Annotated in this window: 17 protein-coding genes, 7 pseudogenes and 1 riboswitch; of the genes and pseudogenes, 10 read left to right on the forward strand and 14 right to left on the reverse strand. The window is 45.8% G+C overall.

Annotated features, from left to right (window positions below):
• Positions 1-223: 223 nt before the first annotated feature.
• From A7Z29_RS22340 to dsbI, 3 genes are read left to right on the forward strand one after another with little or no spacing between them, the layout of a single operon-like run.
• The gene (locus tag A7Z29_RS22340) at positions 224-2,020 is read left to right on the forward strand and encodes an aryl-sulfate sulfotransferase (RefSeq protein WP_105290852.1); all 1,797 of its coding nucleotides are present in this window, start codon (positions 224-226) and stop codon (positions 2,018-2,020) included.
• Positions 2,021-2,038: 18 nt separating this feature from the next.
• Complete coding sequence (locus A7Z29_RS22345) at positions 2,039-2,707, forward strand: thiol:disulfide interchange protein DsbA/DsbL (RefSeq protein ID WP_000040018.1); 669 nt, start codon at positions 2,039-2,041, stop codon at positions 2,705-2,707.
• A 14-nt stretch (positions 2,708-2,721) separates the two neighbouring features.
• Positions 2,722-3,393, forward strand: a complete 672-nt coding sequence (dsbI, locus tag A7Z29_RS22350; RefSeq protein ID WP_105290853.1) for a protein-disulfide oxidoreductase DsbI — start codon at positions 2,722-2,724, stop codon at positions 3,391-3,393.
• Between the two features lie 48 nt (positions 3,394-3,441).
• Here dsbI and ygiD read toward each other — a convergent pair whose 3' ends face one another.
• Positions 3,442-4,230, reverse strand: a complete 789-nt coding sequence (gene ygiD / locus A7Z29_RS22355; RefSeq protein ID WP_010347856.1) for a 4,5-DOPA-extradiol-dioxygenase — start codon at positions 4,228-4,230, stop codon at positions 3,442-3,444.
• A 142-nt stretch (positions 4,231-4,372) separates the two neighbouring features.
• Here ygiD and zupT point away from each other — a divergent pair, with 142 nt between their 5' ends.
• Positions 4,373-5,146: a zinc transporter ZupT gene (gene zupT, locus A7Z29_RS22360; RefSeq protein WP_000115866.1), complete on the forward strand. Its 774-nt coding sequence runs from the start codon at positions 4,373-4,375 to the stop codon at positions 5,144-5,146.
• Between the two features lie 57 nt (positions 5,147-5,203).
• On the opposite strand, the gene yqiD is transcribed toward zupT, so the two are convergent.
• Together yqiD and ribB are read right to left on the reverse strand one after the other, a co-directional pair.
• Positions 5,204-5,374, reverse strand: coding sequence for a protein YqiD (gene yqiD, locus A7Z29_RS23435; protein ID WP_000469260.1), 171 nt, complete (start codon positions 5,372-5,374; stop codon positions 5,204-5,206).
• Positions 5,375-5,637: 263 nt separating this feature from the next.
• Positions 5,638-6,291 (reverse strand): 3,4-dihydroxy-2-butanone-4-phosphate synthase, encoded by a 654-nt coding sequence (gene ribB, locus A7Z29_RS22370; protein WP_097511090.1) that lies wholly within the window; start codon positions 6,289-6,291, stop codon positions 5,638-5,640.
• Between the two features lie 103 nt (positions 6,292-6,394).
• Positions 6,395-6,564: riboswitch (FMN riboswitch) on the reverse strand.
• Positions 6,565-6,685: 121 nt separating this feature from the next.
• Between ribB and ubiK the strand changes: the two genes are divergently transcribed.
• Complete coding sequence (gene ubiK / locus A7Z29_RS22375; protein ID WP_010347865.1) at positions 6,686-6,985, forward strand: ubiquinone biosynthesis accessory factor UbiK; 300 nt, start codon at positions 6,686-6,688, stop codon at positions 6,983-6,985.
• A gap of 34 nt (positions 6,986-7,019) precedes the next feature.
• Here ubiK and glgS read toward each other — a convergent pair whose 3' ends face one another.
• Positions 7,020-7,220 (reverse strand): cell surface composition regulator GlgS, encoded by a 201-nt coding sequence (gene glgS / locus A7Z29_RS22380; protein WP_032226312.1) that lies wholly within the window; start codon positions 7,218-7,220, stop codon positions 7,020-7,022.
• A 266-nt stretch (positions 7,221-7,486) separates the two neighbouring features.
• On the opposite strand from glgS, the gene A7Z29_RS22385 reads away from it, so the two are divergent.
• Both A7Z29_RS22385 and A7Z29_RS22390 read left to right on the forward strand, forming a co-directional pair.
• Complete coding sequence (locus A7Z29_RS22385) at positions 7,487-8,116, forward strand: OB-fold-containig protein (protein ID WP_105290854.1); 630 nt, start codon at positions 7,487-7,489, stop codon at positions 8,114-8,116.
• 26 nt (positions 8,117-8,142) lie between these two features.
• A complete protein-coding gene (locus A7Z29_RS22390) occupies positions 8,143-9,804 on the forward strand; it encodes a flotillin family protein (protein ID WP_000341010.1) in 1,662 nt (553 codons plus the stop codon).
• Positions 9,805-9,902: 98 nt separating this feature from the next.
• Here the strand turns inward: A7Z29_RS22390 and tnpC are convergent.
• From tnpC to A7Z29_RS23855, 3 genes and pseudogenes are all read right to left on the reverse strand, one after another.
• A pseudogene (tnpC, locus tag A7Z29_RS22395) lies at positions 9,903-11,172 on the reverse strand (IS66 family transposase); the annotation flags it as partial.
• Between the two features lie 83 nt (positions 11,173-11,255).
• Positions 11,256-11,429, reverse strand: a pseudogene (gene tnpB, locus A7Z29_RS22400) (IS66 family insertion sequence element accessory protein TnpB); the annotation flags it as partial.
• A 94-nt stretch (positions 11,430-11,523) separates the two neighbouring features.
• Complete coding sequence (locus tag A7Z29_RS23855) at positions 11,524-12,102, reverse strand: hypothetical protein (protein ID WP_286135439.1); 579 nt, start codon at positions 12,100-12,102, stop codon at positions 11,524-11,526.
• A gap of 423 nt (positions 12,103-12,525) precedes the next feature.
• Between A7Z29_RS23855 and A7Z29_RS22410 the strand changes: the two are divergent.
• From A7Z29_RS22410 to A7Z29_RS22420, 3 genes and pseudogenes are all read left to right on the forward strand, one after another.
• Positions 12,526-12,651, forward strand: a pseudogene (locus tag A7Z29_RS22410) (IS66-like element accessory protein TnpA); the annotation flags it as partial.
• The gene (gene tnpB, locus A7Z29_RS22415; RefSeq protein WP_105290855.1) at positions 12,651-12,998 is read left to right on the forward strand and encodes an IS66 family insertion sequence element accessory protein TnpB; all 348 of its coding nucleotides are present in this window, start codon (positions 12,651-12,653) and stop codon (positions 12,996-12,998) included. The pseudogene A7Z29_RS22410 and the gene tnpB (A7Z29_RS22415), both read left to right, overlap by 1 nt.
• 109 nt (positions 12,999-13,107) lie before the next feature.
• Positions 13,108-13,673 (forward strand): annotated as a pseudogene (locus A7Z29_RS22420) (DDE-type integrase/transposase/recombinase); the annotation flags it as partial.
• Here the strand turns inward: A7Z29_RS22420 and A7Z29_RS22425 are convergent.
• The 7 genes and pseudogenes from A7Z29_RS22425 to A7Z29_RS22460 form a co-directional block, all read right to left on the reverse strand.
• Positions 13,651-13,865, reverse strand: a pseudogene (locus tag A7Z29_RS22425) (IS66 family transposase); the annotation flags it as partial. The pseudogenes A7Z29_RS22420 and A7Z29_RS22425 sit on opposite strands and share 23 nt — an antisense overlap.
• A 224-nt stretch (positions 13,866-14,089) precedes the next feature.
• Positions 14,090-14,284: pseudogene (locus A7Z29_RS23530) on the reverse strand (Hha/YmoA family nucleoid-associated regulatory protein).
• Between the two features lie 54 nt (positions 14,285-14,338).
• Positions 14,339-14,935: an AvrPphF family type III effector gene (locus A7Z29_RS22440; protein WP_105290856.1), complete on the reverse strand. Its 597-nt coding sequence runs from the start codon at positions 14,933-14,935 to the stop codon at positions 14,339-14,341.
• A gap of 97 nt (positions 14,936-15,032) precedes the next feature.
• Positions 15,033-16,180, reverse strand: a pseudogene (locus A7Z29_RS22445) (IS3 family transposase).
• A gap of 363 nt (positions 16,181-16,543) precedes the next feature.
• Positions 16,544-17,074 carry a hypothetical protein gene (locus A7Z29_RS23860; protein ID WP_286135441.1) on the reverse strand — a complete coding sequence of 177 codons (531 nt, stop codon included), beginning with the start codon at positions 17,072-17,074 and terminating at the stop codon, positions 16,544-16,546.
• A gap of 69 nt (positions 17,075-17,143) precedes the next feature.
• Positions 17,144-17,647 carry a kinesin gene (locus A7Z29_RS22455; protein ID WP_286135442.1) on the reverse strand — a complete coding sequence of 168 codons (504 nt, stop codon included), beginning with the start codon at positions 17,645-17,647 and terminating at the stop codon, positions 17,144-17,146.
• Positions 17,648-17,811: 164 nt separating this feature from the next.
• A partial coding sequence (locus A7Z29_RS22460; RefSeq protein WP_105290858.1) for a hypothetical protein occupies positions 17,812-18,326 on the reverse strand: 515 nt, incomplete at its 5' end.

The raw sequence follows: 18,326 nt of genomic DNA on the forward strand, positions 1-18,326 counted from the left end.
ACACTACACAATATTGAAGTTTGTTATTGATATATTGCCCCCCTAGTATCGACTAAAAGAAAATATTTGTTACAGAGAAATACAAAAATCCAAATCAAGTAAAAAAGCATTTATAACAACTATTAGAAATACACTTTCATTCGTCAAATGAATTTATTAGCACCATCTCAACAGTCGATATTCATCATTATTATATATTTGCGTTATATAAGGAGATATATCCATGTTTGATAAATATAGAAAAACTCTGGTAGCCGGAGCTGTGGCGATAACTCTGGGTTTGTCAGCATCAGGGGTGATGGCAGCAGGTTTTAAACCTGCACCACCTGCCGGGCAACTCGGCGCAGTCATCGTTGATCCCTACGGTAATGCTCCTCTGACTGCTGTGGTTGATTTAGATAGCCATGTCATTTCTGACGTCAAAGTTACCGTCCACGGGAAAGGCGAAAAAGGCGTTGAAATCAGCTATCACGTGGGTCAGGAGTCACTAAAAACTTACGATGGTGTACCGATTTTTGGTCTTTACCAGAAATTTGCTAACAAAGTAACCGTTGAGTGGAAAGAAAACGGTAAGGCCATGAAAGATGATTACGTGGTGCAGACTTCCGCCATCGTCAATAATTACATGGATAACCGCTCCATCTCCGACCTACAGCAAACCAAAGTTGTTAAAGTCGCGCCAGGTTTTGAAGACCGCCTCTATCTGGTTAATACCCATACCTTTACTGCGCAAGGTTCCGACCTCCACTGGCATGGTGAGAAAGATAAAAATGCCGGGATCCTCGATGCGGGTCCGGCAACCGGCGCACTGCCTTTTGATATCGCGCCATTCACCTTTATCGTCGATACCGAAGGTGAATACCGCTGGTGGCTGGATCAAGACACCTTCTACGATGGTCGTGACCGCGATATCAACAAGCGTGGTTATCTGATGGGCATCCGCGAAACGCCACGCGGCACCTTTACCGCAGTACAGGGTCAGCACTGGTACGAGTTCGACATGATGGGTCAGGTGCTGGAAGATCATAAACTGCCGCGCGGATTCGCTGACGCCACTCATGAATCCATTGAGACGCCAAATGGCACGGTACTGTTGCGCGTAGGTAAGAGTAACTATCGTCGCGATGACGGCGTACACGTCACCACCATTCGTGACCATATCCTCGAAGTCGATAAATCTGGTCGCGTTGTCGATGTATGGGATCTGACGAAGATCCTCGATCCGAAACGCGATGCACTGCTCGGCGCGCTGGATGCAGGTGCAGTTTGCGTTAACGTTGACCTTGCCCATGCAGGACAACAGGCAAAACTGGAACCAGATACACCGTTTGGCGACGCTCTGGGTGTAGGGCCAGGCCGTAACTGGGCGCACGTTAATTCCATCGCTTATGACGCAAAAGATGACTCAATTATTCTCTCCTCTCGTCATCAGGGCGTAGTGAAGATTGGTCGTGATAAGCAAGTGAAATGGATCCTTGCGCCATCGAAAGGCTGGGAAAAACCACTGGCTAGCAAGCTGCTGAAACCAGTTGATGCTAACGGTAAACCTATTACGTGTAACGAAAACGGTCTGTGTGAAAACTCGGACTTCGATTTTACCTACACCCAACATACCGCCTGGATTTCCAGTAAAGGTACGCTCACTATCTTTGATAATGGCGACGGTCGCCATCTGGAACAACCTGCCTTACCAACCATGAAATATTCCCGCTTTGTGGAATATAAGATTGATGAGAAGAAAGGCACCGTTCAGCAAGTTTGGGAATACGGTAAAGAACGTGGCTACGATTTCTATAGCCCAATCACCTCTATCATTGAATATCAAGCCGACCGCAACACCATGTTTGGCTTCGGTGGTTCTATTCATTTGTTCGATGTCGGGCAGCCAACCGTCGGTAAGTTGAACGAAATAGATTACAAAACCAAAGAAGTGAAAGTGGAAATCGACGTGCTGTCTGATAAACCCAACCAGACTCACTATCGTGCGCTGTTAGTCCGTCCACAGCAGATGTTTAAATAATTAAGAAGGGAATAAAAAATGTCGAAATTAGGGATCTCATCACTGTTTAAAAGTGTACTGCTGACCGCAGCTCTGGCGGTTTCATTTACCGCATCTGCATTCACCGAAGGCACGGATTATATGGTTCTGGAAAAACCGATTCCGAATGCTGATAAAACGCTGATTAAAGTGTTCAGCTATGCCTGCCCGTTCTGCTACAAGTATGACAAAGCAGTGACTGGCCCTGTCTCTGAAAAAGTGAAAGATGTCGTTGCTTTCACGCCTTTTCATCTGGAAACCAAAGGTGAATACGGCAAACAAGCAAGCGAAGTCTTTGCGGTCTTGATAAATAAAGATAAAGCCGCAGGCATTTCCTTATTTGATGCTAACTCTCAGTTTAAGAAGGCCAAGTTTGCCTACTACGCGGCATATCACGACAAAAAAGAACGCTGGTCTGACGGTAAAGATCCCGCTGCCTTTATCAAAACTGGTCTGGATGCCGCAGGTATGAGCCAGGCGGATTTTGAAGCAGCACTGAAAGAGCCAGCGGTACAAGAAACACTGGAAAAATGGAAAGCCTCTTATGAAGTTGCAAAAATCCAGGGCGTTCCGGCCTATGTCGTTAATGGTAAGTACTTGATCTACACCAAGAGTATTAAATCCATTGATGCGATGGCAGACCTTATCCGCGAGTTAGCAAGCAAATAACAGGGAAACAGGCTATGGGTATTAAGGGAATGTGGAAAGACCTTCGCACATCACCAGTCGACACACTGGTCAGATGGCAGGAGCAACGCTTTTTGTGGCTGTTAATGGCAGTTGCGATGGGGGCGTTAATTATCCTCGCGCACTCGTTCTTCCAAATCTATCTCTACATGGCACCATGCGAACAATGCGTTTACATTCGCTACGCCATGTTTGTAATGGTTATTGGAGGATTGGTTGCGGCGATCAACCCGAAGAATATCGTCCTTAAGTTGATTGGCTGCGTGATGGCATTTTACGGCAGCATTATGGGACTGAAGTTTTCACTCAAACTGAACGATATCCACCATGCGGTGCATAACCCGGATCCCGATTCACTGTTTGGCGTACAGGGTTGCTCTACCGATCCCACTTTCCCCTTTAACCTGCCGCTTGCACAGTGGGCACCAAACTGGTTCAAACCGACCGGAGATTGTGGCTATGACGCGCCAATCGTTCCCGATGGCGTCACACTGAGTAGTATGCAGCAGTGGTTTGTAGAGATGTATCAGCAATCTGAAGGCTGGTATCTGCTACCGCCGTGGCACTTTATGAACATGGCACAGGCATGTATGTTGGCTTTTGGTCTCTGTTTATTACTGCTGCTAGTGATGAGCGGCGCATGGGGACTCAAGCTGCTGCAAAAGTAAGGTAACGAGAACCGAAGCCAGCAATGTGGCTTCGGTTCTTCTCATCTTTTAGCCTACCTGCACCGACAACATGCTTAAACTGCCCATCTCTATACCATCAACCGGAACAGTCACCGGCTCCTGACCATCCCACGCACCTAACACATACAACAGTGGCAGAAAGTGTTCCGGTGTTGGATTCGATAACGCCCCACCTTCATGGTCGAGGTAGTTCACTAGTGGATGCTCTTCAACCGCCCCTTGCCACGTCAGATTCGCTTTCACATACTCATTGAACGACATCGCCCACGGGTACGGTGAACTATCGCCATGCCACTTCACCGTGCGCAGGTTATGCACCACGTTGCCACTGGCAACTAACATTATCCCTTCATCGCGCAGCGCCGCCAGCTTACGTCCCATTTCGAAATGCCAGGCGGCGGGTTTAGTACTATCGATACTCAACTGCACCAGCGGGATGTCAGCGTCAGGATACATCTTAATCAGCACGCCCCAGGAACCGTGGTCAAAACCCCAGGCTTCTTTATCCAGGGTAACAGGTACTGGCGCCAGTAATTCGACCAGTCGCTGTGCCAAAGCAGGTGAACCCGGAGCCGGATAATGCGTTTCGTATAACGCCTGAGGAAAGCCGCCAAAGTCATGAATTGTCGGTGGCGTTTCCATTGCTGTTACTCCCGTGCCACGGGTAAACCAGTGCGCAGAAATAGCGACAATCGCTTTCGGGCGCGGCAATGTCTCGCCTAGCCGCTGCCAGGCCTGGGTATATAAATTATCTTCCAGCACGTTCATCGGGCTACCGTGACCTAAAAACAATGCTGGCATACGCGTTGAAGACATGATGATATCCTTAATTGAAGGTGTCATTTTGATATCCTCACAATACGCTTGTTCGGTGGGCGAAGAACCCAGATAACCATGATGATCATCATCAGTTATTTTGAAGCTCCACCTGAAGTTGAAGAATTATAAGGAGTTGTCGATGTCAGTACCTCTCATTCTGACCATACTGGCGGGGGCAGCCACGTTTATTGGCGCGTTTCTCGGCGTTCTTGGACAAAAACCCTCAAACCGACTGCTGGCGTTTTCGCTGGGATTTGCGGCGGGGATTATGTTGCTCATCTCATTAATGGAGATGCTTCCTGCCGCATTAGCCGCCGAAGGGATGTCGCCTGTGCTGGGCTACGGTATGTTTATCGTTGGTTTGCTGGGCTATTTTGGCCTGGACCGCATGTTGCCACATGCCCACCCGCAGGATTTAATGCAAAAATCAGTGCAGCCGCTACCAAAATCAATCAAGCGCACTGCTATTCTGCTCACTCTGGGTATCAGCCTGCATAACTTCCCGGAAGGGATTGCCACCTTTGTCACAGCAAGCAGTAACCTGGAGCTGGGCTTTGGTATCGCTCTGGCAGTGGCGTTGCATAATATTCCTGAAGGTCTGGCGGTTGCAGGCCCGGTTTACGCGGCAACGGGGTCTAAACGCACCGCAATTCTGTGGGCAGGGATTTCTGGACTGGCAGAGATTCTCGGTGGTGTTCTGGCGTGGTTAATCCTCGGTAGCATGATTTCTCCAGTGGTAATGGCAGCAATCATGGCGGCGGTTGCAGGTATTATGGTCGCACTTTCCGTTGATGAATTAATGCCATTGGCTAAAGAAATTGATCCCAATAATAACCCCAGCTATGGCGTTCTATGTGGAATGTCAGTGATGGGGTTCAGTTTAGTACTGCTACAAACGGCAGGAATTGGTTAAAAACGGCTTCAGATGTTGTCCGGCGCATGGACAACATCTGCAAACATCACAAAAGCCCTATTCCAGCTTTTCTGCTGCCTCTTCTCTCGCACTGTTTAAGTATTTGTTCCGCGCTTCCAGCAGTGCGTCTCTGTCCTGGCGGAACGCCCGACAATAACGTTTCAGATGCAGGAAATAACCCACCACAGCCAGCGCAATCAATACAATCCAGTACCAGGCGATAAACATCCTTTTTACCCTTAACATTTAACATTACTAAACATTTGGCGCATAAATTTCACATATCCTTTTTCGGATATATTCATATGGTCGCATAATAACGAAACAATTATATGATTTTGATCATAATGAAAAAGGTTGCCTGATATTAATGAAATTTTCTCATAGAAAGAGAAGCGGAATTAACATCTTGCATAATGAAGGCAAAATAAAAACCGAAGCCAGCAACAACTTCGGTTTCTTGATTAACGCGGTAAATTAAGCAGCGATTTTCAGCTGGCTTTACGCTCATGTGCCTGACGGTATGTCACCAGATCTTCGATGGTAACCAGTGCCATATTGTGTTTATTCGCAAACTCGATGCACTCTGGCGCACGCGCCATGGTGCCATCATCATTCGTCAACTCACACAGTACACCTGCCGGTTTAAAGCCTGCCAGCGTCATCAGATCAATAGTCGCTTCAGTATGACCACCGCGAGTCAGTACACCACCTGCCTGCGCGCGAAGTGGGAAAACGTGGCCCGGACGATTCAGATCTGACGGTTTCGCGCCATCGGCAATAGCAGCACGAACGGTTGTAATACGATCAGCGGCAGAAACACCGGTAGTCACACCTTCAGCAGCTTCAATGGTCACGGTAAAACCGGTGCCATAGGCACTGGTGTTATTTTCCACCATCATCGGCAGATCAAGCTGTTTACGACGATCTTCGGTGATACACAGGCAAACAATACCGCTACCGTGGCGAATGGTCAGCGCCATCTGCTCAACGGTCATCGTTTCTGCCGGGAAGATCATATCGCCTTCGTTTTCACGGTCTTCATCATCAAGCACCATTACACCGCGTCCTTCACGCAGCGCAGCCAGTGCATTTTCAACACGTTCGAAAGGCGTACCAAAAGAGGAAAGTAGCGTCTGATTCATGGTAAAAAAACCTCACTAAAATTATGGTTACCAGAATCAGGGCAGTCTTAGGAGTGGCGGCTTATAGCCAAAATAACGTGAGCGGGTCCATGCCCGACAGAATCGTTACTCTCTCCCATCCGGACTTTAACCGTCGGCCCCGGAATTACACCGGATCTGCTGTCCTTTGAGTTTGCACCCAAAGCGCTCGCGGGCTTTCAACTATGTTCATAAGCAATGTTCATACGTTGATTTACCGCCGGTGGGGAATTTCGCCCCGCCCTGAGAATAAGCGGATTCACTATAACGCTAATGATTAGCGGCGGCAACGCATAGGTTCACATAATTCTGGTTTATGCCTTACCCTTATCGCACTACAATGGCACTTAACACCTATCAGTACAGGGAAACTACAATGATTGACCCGAAAAAAATTGAGCAAATCGCTCGCCAGGTTCACGAATCAATGCCTAAAGGAATCAGGGAGTTCGGGGAAGATGTGGAGAAAAAAATCCGCCAAACCCTCCAGGCGCAGCTGACGCGTCTCGATCTTGTGAGCCGTGAAGAATTCGACGTTCAGACGCAGGTTCTGTTACGGACCCGTGAGAAATTGGCGTTACTGGAACAGCGCATCAGTGAATTGGAAGCGCGCAATAACCCGGTAGCAGAAGTTCAGTCTCCTCCAGCTATCCCACCCGTTGATAAAGCAGAATAAAGCAACACAAAAACGGGCCAAATGGCCCGTAATATCAATGTTCTAATTCCAGTTCTTTTGACTGTATCATCCGCTGGCAATACCAGGCATAGCGGGCGCAAAACCAGGTCCGATGTTCTTCATCCATATTACCGGTGACGGCCAGAATATCGACCGGGCGGCCTTCAGAATGCATTCTGGCAAAACTACGCGCCAGGAAATCGAAATTATTTAAAGAATTAAGACTATGATCCATAAGCACATCCTCCGGTTATCGCATACCTTTTAAGGCTATATGCTTTTTCTGATTTCAGTATTCCCTAATCAGGGTAGTGCCTTTAAACATAACGTGCGTAAATATATTGTTTAGGATCACACTTTTTCTAAAAATAAAAAATAACATTAAAGGACTTCTCCTTTTAAGAACTCACTAACATATGTTATTATTAGCCAGAGCAAATGTAAGCAAGGAAACCATACCATAATAAACAATGCGTCACTGAATGGACGATGGAGTGACTGATGATTTTATTTGCCGACTATAACGCACCTTATCTTTTCGCTATTTCCTTTGTACTATTAATCGGTCTGTTGGAAATTATTGCCATTATCTGTGGCCATATGCTCTCTGGCGCTCTTGATGCACATCTTGATCATTACGATTCCATAACCACAGGTAATATTAGTCAAGCGTTTCATTATCTCAATATCGGAAGGCTGCCAGCCCTCGTCGTCCTCTGCCTGTTAGCCGGTTTCTTTGGACTGCTTGGCGTTTTGCTACAGCACACCTGCATCTTGCTCTGGCAAGCCCCACTCTCGAATCTGTTCGTTGTTCCAGTCAGTTTACTGCTCACCATTATCATGGTGCATTATACCGGCAAGATAATTGCCCCCTGGGTTCCACGTGACCATAGCTCTGCTATTACCGAAGAAGAATATATTGGCTGCATGGCATTAATTACCGGTCATCAGGCAACTTCAGGTCATCCCTGTGAAGGAAAACTCACCGATCAATTCGGTCAAACACACTATTTATTACTGGAACCTGAAGAAGGTAATTTTTTTAATAAAGGTGACAAGGTGTTAATTATTTGCCGGCTTTCTTCAACGCGGTATTTAGCTGAAAAAAACCCCTGGCCAAATATATTATAAATATTTAATTAAAAGGAAATTTAGTAATGGATGATATTGTTAATTTAGTGCCTTCCTGGATGTTTATGGCGATTGTTGCCGTATGCGTTCTATTTATTATTGGTATTATTTTCGCGCGACTTTATCGTCGGGCATCTGCCGAGCAGGCATTTGTCCGTACCGGATTAGGCGGACAAAAAGTGGTTATGAGTGGCGGCGCAATTGTTATGCCGATCTTCCATGAAATAATCCCTATCAATATGAATACATTGAAACTGGAAGTCAGTCGCTCGACGATTGATAGTTTAATTACGAAAGATCGTATGCGTGTCGATGTCGTGGTCGCTTTCTTCGTGCGGGTAAAACCGTCGGTAGAAGGCATCGCCACCGCCGCTCAGACGTTAGGGCAACGAACCTTATCGCCGGAAGATTTACGGATGCTGGTCGAAGATAAATTCGTCGATGCTCTGCGTGCCACCGCAGCACAAATGACCATGCATGAGTTACAGGATACACGCGAAAACTTCGTTCAGGGGGTGCAAAATACCGTTGCAGAAGACTTGTCGAAAAACGGTCTGGAACTGGAAAGCGTGTCACTTACCAACTTTAACCAGACCTCTAAAGAACATTTTAATCCGAACAACGCCTTTGACGCCGAAGGTTTAACCAAGCTGACGCAGGAAACAGAACGCCGTCGCCGCGAGCGTAACGAAGTTGAACAAGATGTGGAAGTCGCAGTACGTGAGAAAAACCGTGATGCGCTGTCGCGGAAGCTGGAAATTGAACAGCAAGAAGCGTTTATGACACTTGAGCAGGAGCAGCAGGTTAAAACCCGCACCGCAGAGCAGAATGCGAAAATTGCGGCTTTTGAAGCTGAACGTCGTCGTGAAGCAGAGCAGACGCGTATTCTGGCTGAACGGCAAATTCAGGAAACAGAAATCGACCGCGAACAGGCCGTGCGCTCAAGAAAAGTTGAGGCCGAACGCGAAGTTCGCATTAAAGAAATCGAACAGCAGCAGGTCACCGAAATCGCCAACCAGACGAAATCGATCGCTATTGCGGCCAAATCGGAACAGCAGTCACAAGCGGAAGCGCGTGCTAACCTCGCACTTGCAGAAGCGGTAAGCGCCCAGCAAAACGTGGAAACAACTCGTCAGACCGCCGAAGCCGATCGTGCCAAGCAGGTTGCTCTGATTGCCGCAGCACAAGACGCGGAAACCAAAGCGGTCGAACTGACCGTCCGAGCGAAAGCTGAAAAAGAAGCCGCAGAGATGCAGGCGGCAGCAATCGTAGAGTTAGCTGAGGCAACACGTAAAAAAGGCCTGGCGGAAGCGGAAGCACAACGTGCATTGAACGACGCTATCAACGTACTTTCTGACGAACAAACCAGTCTTAAGTTCAAGCTGGCGCTGTTGCAGTCTCTTCCTGCAGTAATCGAGAAATCCGTAGAACCGATGAAGTCTATCGACGGTATTAAAATAATTCAGGTGGATGGACTGAATCGTGGAGGCGCTACGGGTGATGCGACATCAGGCTGCGTTGGTGGGGGTAATCTGGCAGAACAGGCGTTATCAGCCGCCCTTTCTTACCGCACACAGGCACCGCTTATTGACTCTCTCCTCAATGAAATCGGCGTTTCAGGCGGTTCGCTGGCGGCATTGACTTCACCATTGACACCATCGATACCCATCGCAGATAACGTAGAGTAAATCTTCTTATATCCACATCCCTGGCTCAAAAAGCCGGGGATTTTTTATATCTGCGTTCCACTAAAAAGGTAAGCTGCTCGCTAGAACCGTATTGATATTTACTGAGAGGTCAGTTCAACTATCCTGGGCAACAGATCGCGTACCCGGTTTGCCGGCCAGTCCTGGATATGTTCAATGACATAACGCAGCCATTTTTCCGGCTCCACATTGTTCAGACGGTATGTGCCGATCAGCGAGTACAGCACCGCTGCATGTTCGCCGCCGCTGTCGGAGCCCGCGAACAGCCAGTTCTTCCGGCCTACAGCCCACCCCGTAAGGCGTTCTCGTTCTATGTTGTTGTCGATTTCCACCCAGCCATTGCTGCAGTACACGCTTAGCGCGTCCCTCTGTTTCAGCAGGTATGCGAACGCTTTTGCCGTATCCGAGTGACGCGACAGTATTTTCATCTGTTGCTGTATCCAGTCATACAGTGACTGCATCAGTGGCGCAGCTCTGCCTTTCTTGCCGCCAGACGCTGTTCTGCTGAACATCCCCGGACCTCGGCCTCGATGGCATACAATTCACCGATACGCTGCAGGGCTTCCGTGGTGATGTCGGTCGGCGCTCTTGCATGCACATCGTGGATTTTTCTCCGGCATGGGCCATACACGTGGCTTCCGTTATTCTGCCGGATTCGTACAACGCCCGGTAACCACCGTAAGCATCGGCCTGAATCACTCCGCTGTAACCGGCCAGGTGATTCTGTGGATGGATACCTTTCCAGTCCGGGTTGTATGTGAACCAGACTGCCGGGGGCATCACCGAGCCGGTGTTACGGTCATCACGGACGTAGCCCCACAGCCGGGCTGTCTGGGTTTTAGCACTGCCCGGCTCCTGGACCGGGACGGGGATATCATCAGCATGAACTTTACCGGACATCAGCACATACTGGCGCAGTTCGTCATACACCGGCTCCAACAGTCCGGCGACGGCATCTGTCCAGCGCCCCCGCGTGACACGGCTCAGCTCCACGCCCTGACGACGGTATATCTCTGACTGGCGATATAACGGCAGATGGTCTGCATATTTCCCGGTGACGATATGGGCCAGAAGCCCCGGTTCGGCATAACTGCGTATAATGGGTTTTGAAGGAACCGGCGCCTGCACGATAAAGTCGCACCGGCAGCAGGCCAGTTTCGGACGTTGTGTTTCGATAACCTTAAAGGCGCTGCTGATAAGCTCCAGCAGCTCTGACACATCACATCCCTGAGGACTGAGTTCGCCACCACAGGCCGGACAGCATTCCTCTTCCGGCCGGATGCCCCGGGTTTCACGGGGAAGTGAGGCCGGTAACGGTTTACGGGCAGAAGACTGGCGCAGGGCGGATGGTGTCCAGTTGCGTCTGCAACAGTGCCCGCAGGCGGGCGTTCTCATGAGCAAGTGAGGTGTCCATGTCCCCACTTTACAACGGGTTATATGCGGATTCCAGCGTGTTCCGTTCGTTTTGGGTGCTTCCAGTTGATGCCTTCGGGAAGCATGGACAACTGAGCAGGAGTAAGGTGCACCTTTCCGTCACGGGTGACTGACCAGACGAAGCGCCCCCGCTCCAGGCGTTTGGTGAAGAGGCACAACCCGTCACTGGCAGCCCGAGTTCCCAGATAAAACACTCTCCAGGAAAACAGGGGTGTTCAATCTAAGCGGACAACAAATATCAATACGGCAATGGTGAGCTGCTTACCTTTAGAATATCTTTTTGAAATCTGAAGCAGCATATCTTAAGAACTCGTCTAATCCCAGCCTTGACTTAATCATATAACAATATGACTTATCAGGGTTTATCCCTTTTTTTTTCTCTTTATAAAAACCACTTGTTTCCTTATTTTCAAGACGCCAATCTCTTAATGTTATTACCCCCCCTAAGTAACCAGTTACTTGCAGATTATTATAGCCAAAAGACACCATGGCCTCTTTAAATCTCTGAGCAAATGAAGAGGTGTATTTAGAGGCATTGATGCCAGACTGACAACATAGTAGTCTAATATCAACAAAATTCTTGGTGAGATGTTTGCTTACCATAAGCTTAGCAAGCCCTACAGTACTTAATGTTTGCTCTGAAGTTTGACTCTGACCAATACACCATGGATTACCATGAGCAACAATATATAATCTGTCCGTAGGGCTAAGAAAATCCAGGCGCGTTTTAGGGCTATCAAGAATACTTATGAATTCAATACCTTTACGATGATAGTGTTTCCGTTCCTGTTCATACAACGCCTCTGCGTCCCGATCGTCAAAAGGAAAAAAGTAAACGACTCTCATGATAAATTTACTCCTATTTGGAAAAACTGACAGCTAAATAGCTTCGCCTAATCCTGCCTCACTTTCACCAGACCAGGATTTCCTCCCGGGAATGGGGTGATCGTTTTCATAAAATGGTGAACCGTTCTCAACAGCAGCCACAAGTTGACATGAGATTTGTTACACAATGAAGTTCTAATTTATTCTGCGCCAGAATTTTATTGTTTCTCGAAAAAAATCCGTGATATTGTTATCATTTTATTATTTCCCAGTGTATTAACTAATAAAAATAGTCTGATGCTACAAACAGGCCTGCCGCTGATGAATATCATGAATAAATAGATAATATCAGTCCAGAGAGGAGCTTTGAAATTATCATAGTTAGCTATTTATTTTAAACATGCTTACCTATATCAATAGGGTGTTTGGTACGTTTTTTGATAGAATACACCATCCGACAGTCTGTGCTGCGAGCTGGTTCAGCCAGCCGGAACCCTCAGGCTGAAAGGCGAACTGACGCCAGCGTTATTACAGACAATTATCCGCGAAATGAAAGAGAGCAGCCACTGATGATATCTCTCCCTGCCGGTTCGCGTATCTGGCTGGTTGCAGGTATTACCGATATGCGAAATGGCTTTAACGGCCTGGCCTCAAAAGTTCAGAACGTCCTGAAGGATGACCTGTTCTCCGGGCATCTGTTCATCTTCTGCGGACGCAGCAGTGACCAGATAAAAGTGTTGTGGGCTGACAGCGACGGGTTGTGCCTCTTCACCAAACGCCTGGAGCGGGGCCGCTTCGTCTGGTCAGTCACCCGTGACGGAAAGGTGCACCTTACTCCTGCTCAGTTGTCCATGCTTCCCGAAGGCATCAACTGGAAGCACCCAAAACGAACGGAACGCTCTGGAATCCGCATATAACTCGTTGTTGTTAGCGCCAGTAATATAAGACGGTAATTCACCATTTGGATTGTCCGCTCCCCCCAATATATTGTTTCCTTAAGGTTCTCACACCAGAAAGGACATCAACATGCTAAGCAGAGAGGACTTTTACATGATAAAGCAAATGCGCCAGCAGGGCGCGTACATTGTCGATATTGCAACTCAGGTTGGTTGCTCTGGACGAACTGTCAAACGCTACCTCAAATACTCTGAACCGCCAGCCAGAAAGACCCGCCACAAAATGGTTAAGCTGAAACCGTTTATGGATTACATCGACATGCGCCTGGCAGAGAATGTCTGGAATAGCGAGGTTATCTTCGCGGAGATTAAGGTAATGGGCTATACGGACGTTCCATTCTGCGTTACTACATCCAGCCCAAACGTAAAATGCGTCCGTCAAAAAGAACGGTTTGCTTCGAAACTCAGCCAGGATACCAGCTCCAGCACGACTGGGGCGAAGTTGAGGTGGAGGTTGCCGGGCAACGGTGCAAAGTTAACTTTGCGGTTAATACGCAGGGGTTCTCCCGCCGCTTCCATGTCTTCGCCGCACCAAAACAGGATGCTGAGCACACCTACGAATCACTGGTTCGCGTCTTCCGCTACTTCGGTGGCAGTGTGAAAACGGTGCTGGTTGACCGATACGCTGCAGTGCTTCCGTGGTGATGTCGGTCGGTGCTCTTGCATGCACATCGTGGATTTTTCTCCGGGCATGGGCCATACACTCGACTTCTGTTATTCTGCCGGATTCGTATAAAGCCCGGAATCACCGACCTGAAGCACATCGCTGTTACCGGCCAGGTGATTCTGTGGATGGATGCCTTTCCGGTCCGGGCTGTACGCGAAGTAGCATACCAGGGCTATAACTTCCAGTCCTCCCTGACCACTTTTATACGGTCTGCCATAAACATCAATAATTAACCCTACTATCCTTTATGAATCTGTTTGTATATTGCCAAAGGTGAAAGAGAGTGAAATATGAGCTTTATATAAGTCATTTTTTCATGACATTACAGTCTCTTTATGCCCCAAAATGCCTTATTAATATTTATTTCACATATAACGTTTCTCATTTAGTAAACATACTTCCAAACACCAGAAGAAACTTTATCATAGAGTTCATCCATGACCTGTTCTGCTCAATGATGATCTGCCGCAGAAAAAAACGCCACTGCTTTAGATAAACTGTTAATCCCAATAACTTTTTCAAGAGTATCTCTTGGGGTCGACATCCTTAATTGATAAAGCCATTCCTTCCGTGTTTTCATATTATTTCTCTGTATTGGCATTCATCGCATGATAAAATTTGTTATTGCTTTTTATTATATTATTCTGAAAGGTATAGATGCGCCTGCAGGAAGCCCCAAAATCAAAACATTTTCGAGAGACGATGATGCATCCCTGTATATTTTACCCCCAGCAGACAGAATATCTTTCATCTGGAAACAAATTACAATATCGCGATGACTTTTTCTATATCCCAGCACACTCATTTTCGCCCGATGCAGGGATATACGACTGTTCGTATACATGACATTAAGACATTCAAGTCCTAAATCTTGGGAGGGTTTTGTTCTGGGAAGCTTTAACCCGGATACCAAAGGATGGGGTTTCAGATCATAAGGGTCCTCAATTTTTGCCACTGTATGAGAATGCCCTGAGATCCGCATATTTTCAAGGTCCACATAATCGGGTAAAGTGATACGCACAAGCCATGTGTCTGGGTGAATGCCGAGAAGTGCCATCATATGTGCTGTTTCTGGCCAGTTATCGAGACTACCATATATCGAGTTCCATAATACCGGAGAATGGTTATCACCAAACGGTTTATATGAAAGTGTTTGATCAATAGCTCTTTCAGAAAACCTTGAGTTTCTGGCATTGAACGGCTGACGATGAGGGTGATTTCTTGAAAACATTAGCATTACCTCATTTATAAAATGTTATCATCATATATGTTATATCCTTGACCCACTATATCCAGGCAACCGTTGTATCTTAAGTTAACGTTACTCGCTAACGCCGATATTTCCTCGGAGAGAGATAACCCAGCACACTATGCGGATGGTGCTCGATCGCCACTGCAAGGTTATACAATGCCGTTCTTACATTCGTTTTAGGCATGACGCGATGTAATCTTCCTTCATCGTTTTCACGAACCTTTATGCCATACCGTTACTTTGGAGCTACTGACTGCTATTGTGCAGGGTTCCAGATTCAACTCTCTGGCGAACTGCCGTGTTTCATGAGCCGTAAGAACAGACCGTTATCGGTCAGCCACTGGATGGCTCTTTACGGCTCTTTATAGCCAAAGCGTTTTTCTATAGCTCCTAACATGACATCCTGCACTGTAGCCTTATCATAACCTCGCGTGCCCGCTGCCCAGTCTATGGCTTCACGATCGCAACAGTCCAAGGCGAACGTGACCCGTAGTTTTTCTCCATCATAACAACCGAACTCGAAGCCATCGGAACACCATCTATGGTCGCTTTCGCTCACCGATATTCAACCTTTATGTTCCCGCTGCAGCAGTGAAGGTTTGTCATGTAATAACAACAGGTTATTTTCGTTCATTATCCGATAAACGCGCTTTGCATTCACGAACAGCAGTCCTCCGTTACGGGACTGTCGTCTGAGTATGGCCCAGACACGGCGATAGCCATATGTCGGCATATTGCTAATGATATCGAGGGTGCGTAATAACATTTCCGCAGCCTCATCACGCCTGTGACGATGTATTCGACTTATTACCAGATGTTTTCATCTTTCGTGCCAGTTGCGCACGCGACACGCCCAGAATACGGCTTACCGGGGTTATTCCTTGTCCGTTGGCAACAAAGGGACATGCACTATCCATTTTCTCGACTGACCATACTCCACAGCTTCTTTGAGGATCTCAACTTCCATTGTTTTCTTACCCAGCAAACACTGTAACTCTTTTATTTATTTTATAGCAGCAGCCAGCTCTGAGGCAGCAACAGCAGTGAGGCATCCTTCCCGATATTGTTTTTTCCACTTAAACAACAGACAGAGGGATTAATACCATGTAAACGAGCTGCATGGGACACAATCATGCCGGGTTCCATTGTCTGCTGAGTAATAGCGATTTTTTCCTGAGGTATTTTACGCTTACGGAGCTCCTGCCCCAGCAAAATTCCAGTCATCTCAAAATTAGAACTAGTGTTAGAGATATATCCAAGCCTATCTCTTATTTTAAGATACATCCACTGTCTGGTATTTCAAAGTCCCGGCTCATGTTATCATCATATAAACACCATTATATTTTATGGCATCCATTTTTAAAATTATTTTTCGCACGGGAAATCACAACGGCTGCCTGCATCCTCAAGTTACGGATAATAGTACATATGGCGATATTATACAGTGCTCGCCGCAGTCTCATGACTAAGTGTAACGAGCGAGTGAGCGAGGAATCACCAATGCATCGAAATGTGCACGGTGCACTTACGTGCCGGGGTATGTCTATAGTTCGTTCATATTACCCACTCTATTGAATACATCAATAATTACTGGCAGCGATATATGTGAATATACTGGCATACTTTTTTGTTTCTTTCTTGCAAATATACATTTAGAGTATTTACATCTTCCGATTTAAATAATCCTTCGCTTGGATTAAAGACCTCAATTCCGCATTTATTTTTACGTAAAGCAATCACATGACAATTTTGGGTATAGTATACAATATTAATTATAAAGTCACCATCAGGTAATTCATCTGGGGTAAACTCATATTCTTGGCATGCCTCCCGAAACAAATATGCAGGCTTTCTATCTCCAATCAAAAATCTTCCGTTTGGAAACAAAACTGCATCCTGTATCTTTCCGGCTTCTACTCCATAACTTACAGCCCTTTGATAGGATGCAAATTTATAAAGTTGGCTGAAATAAAGAAAATCACATGGAAGCTGTTTTCTCCGTCTGTCTATAAAATCAATACACATTGATAAACAAACCCCCTTATGTAAGGAGACATCTAAAATTCTTGACCTCATAAACTTCATTTGCTCAAAATGAAATTCAAAATCAATATTCATAATTCTTTCTCCACTATCTATTTACAAAAAAATGATCATCTCAACACAAAATGCCTCCACGCTACATATCTACACAGCGAAGCTTTGACCACCAAGAAACAGATTAACCTTATATTTATTAATAACCAGGGTTTCATCTATTCTTCCAGTGACCCTGTGAAAATCGCATATACTATAATCTGAATACCCAAACCTCCCCCAACTGAAAGTTAATGGATCCTGTATTGTTATTTTATTACGCTTGGTATTAACTGAAACAATTAAAACATAATGATTGACTCCCCCCAAAAGTCCGAAGTCAGCCATGCCTATTTTACCAGAGGCTATAATAGGCCCATATTTTAAAAGGGCATATTTGTAGCACTCAATATTGTTAGGAAGAAAAATTCTATGACAAAAACTATCCTCAGGAGAAAAACCATAACTTAATCGACTTCTTTTTGCCTTATTCTTTAATAAAAGATAAGACAATTTATTTTTATTACAATACCAGTTCAGTAAAGCATCCTGACAATACCAACCACAGTTAAGATCGACAAAACCACCTATTCCTGGACGCCACTGGTGTTTCATATCTACTCTATATGTAAAGTCCATAAATCACCGACACACATTAAGATAATGACATATATATTAAATTACGCATAAGACTACACTTTATACTTTAGTTTTTCATATGCAATATAATTGCATGCTGTTTTAATTTCAACAATCAGTAATTTAACCGTCCTGGCACCTTACTTATAAGTATTACTTGGAATATATGCTCGCCATAAAGGCAATGAAAAGACGCAATCATTAGATATTACTTTATAATTACTCCAAAATATAAGATTTTGTTGCACATCAGACATATATCGGTGCCTGTATAACCATCTTAACTCACTTGCAGTGACACTCATTCCAAATCCTTCAGACTTATCAGCAATAGCTAATAAATCAAGCTTATCGATAAAAAAATGAACTTTTTTTTTCAATACAAGCAACTGATATTCAAGACCACATTTACTTGTTTTTTTAAAAACGTTAATCCTATTTTTAAAAGTATTTAACACAAACAAAACTGCAACATTATACTTTTGATGACTTGATATGTAATTAAAAAAACCAAGTGTTCTTTCATTGTTATTCTTTATTACAAATCTTGTATCAGCATAATTCCATATATCATTTGTGAGATCAGCCTGAATTATGTATCTAAAATTATTCCTCTTTATTATATGTAGCTGAATTTCTTTTATTACTACTGCGA

It is taken from the genome of Escherichia sp. MOD1-EC6842 (assembly GCF_002965705.1).
Lineage (GTDB): Bacteria > Pseudomonadota > Gammaproteobacteria > Enterobacterales > Enterobacteriaceae > Escherichia > Escherichia ruysiae.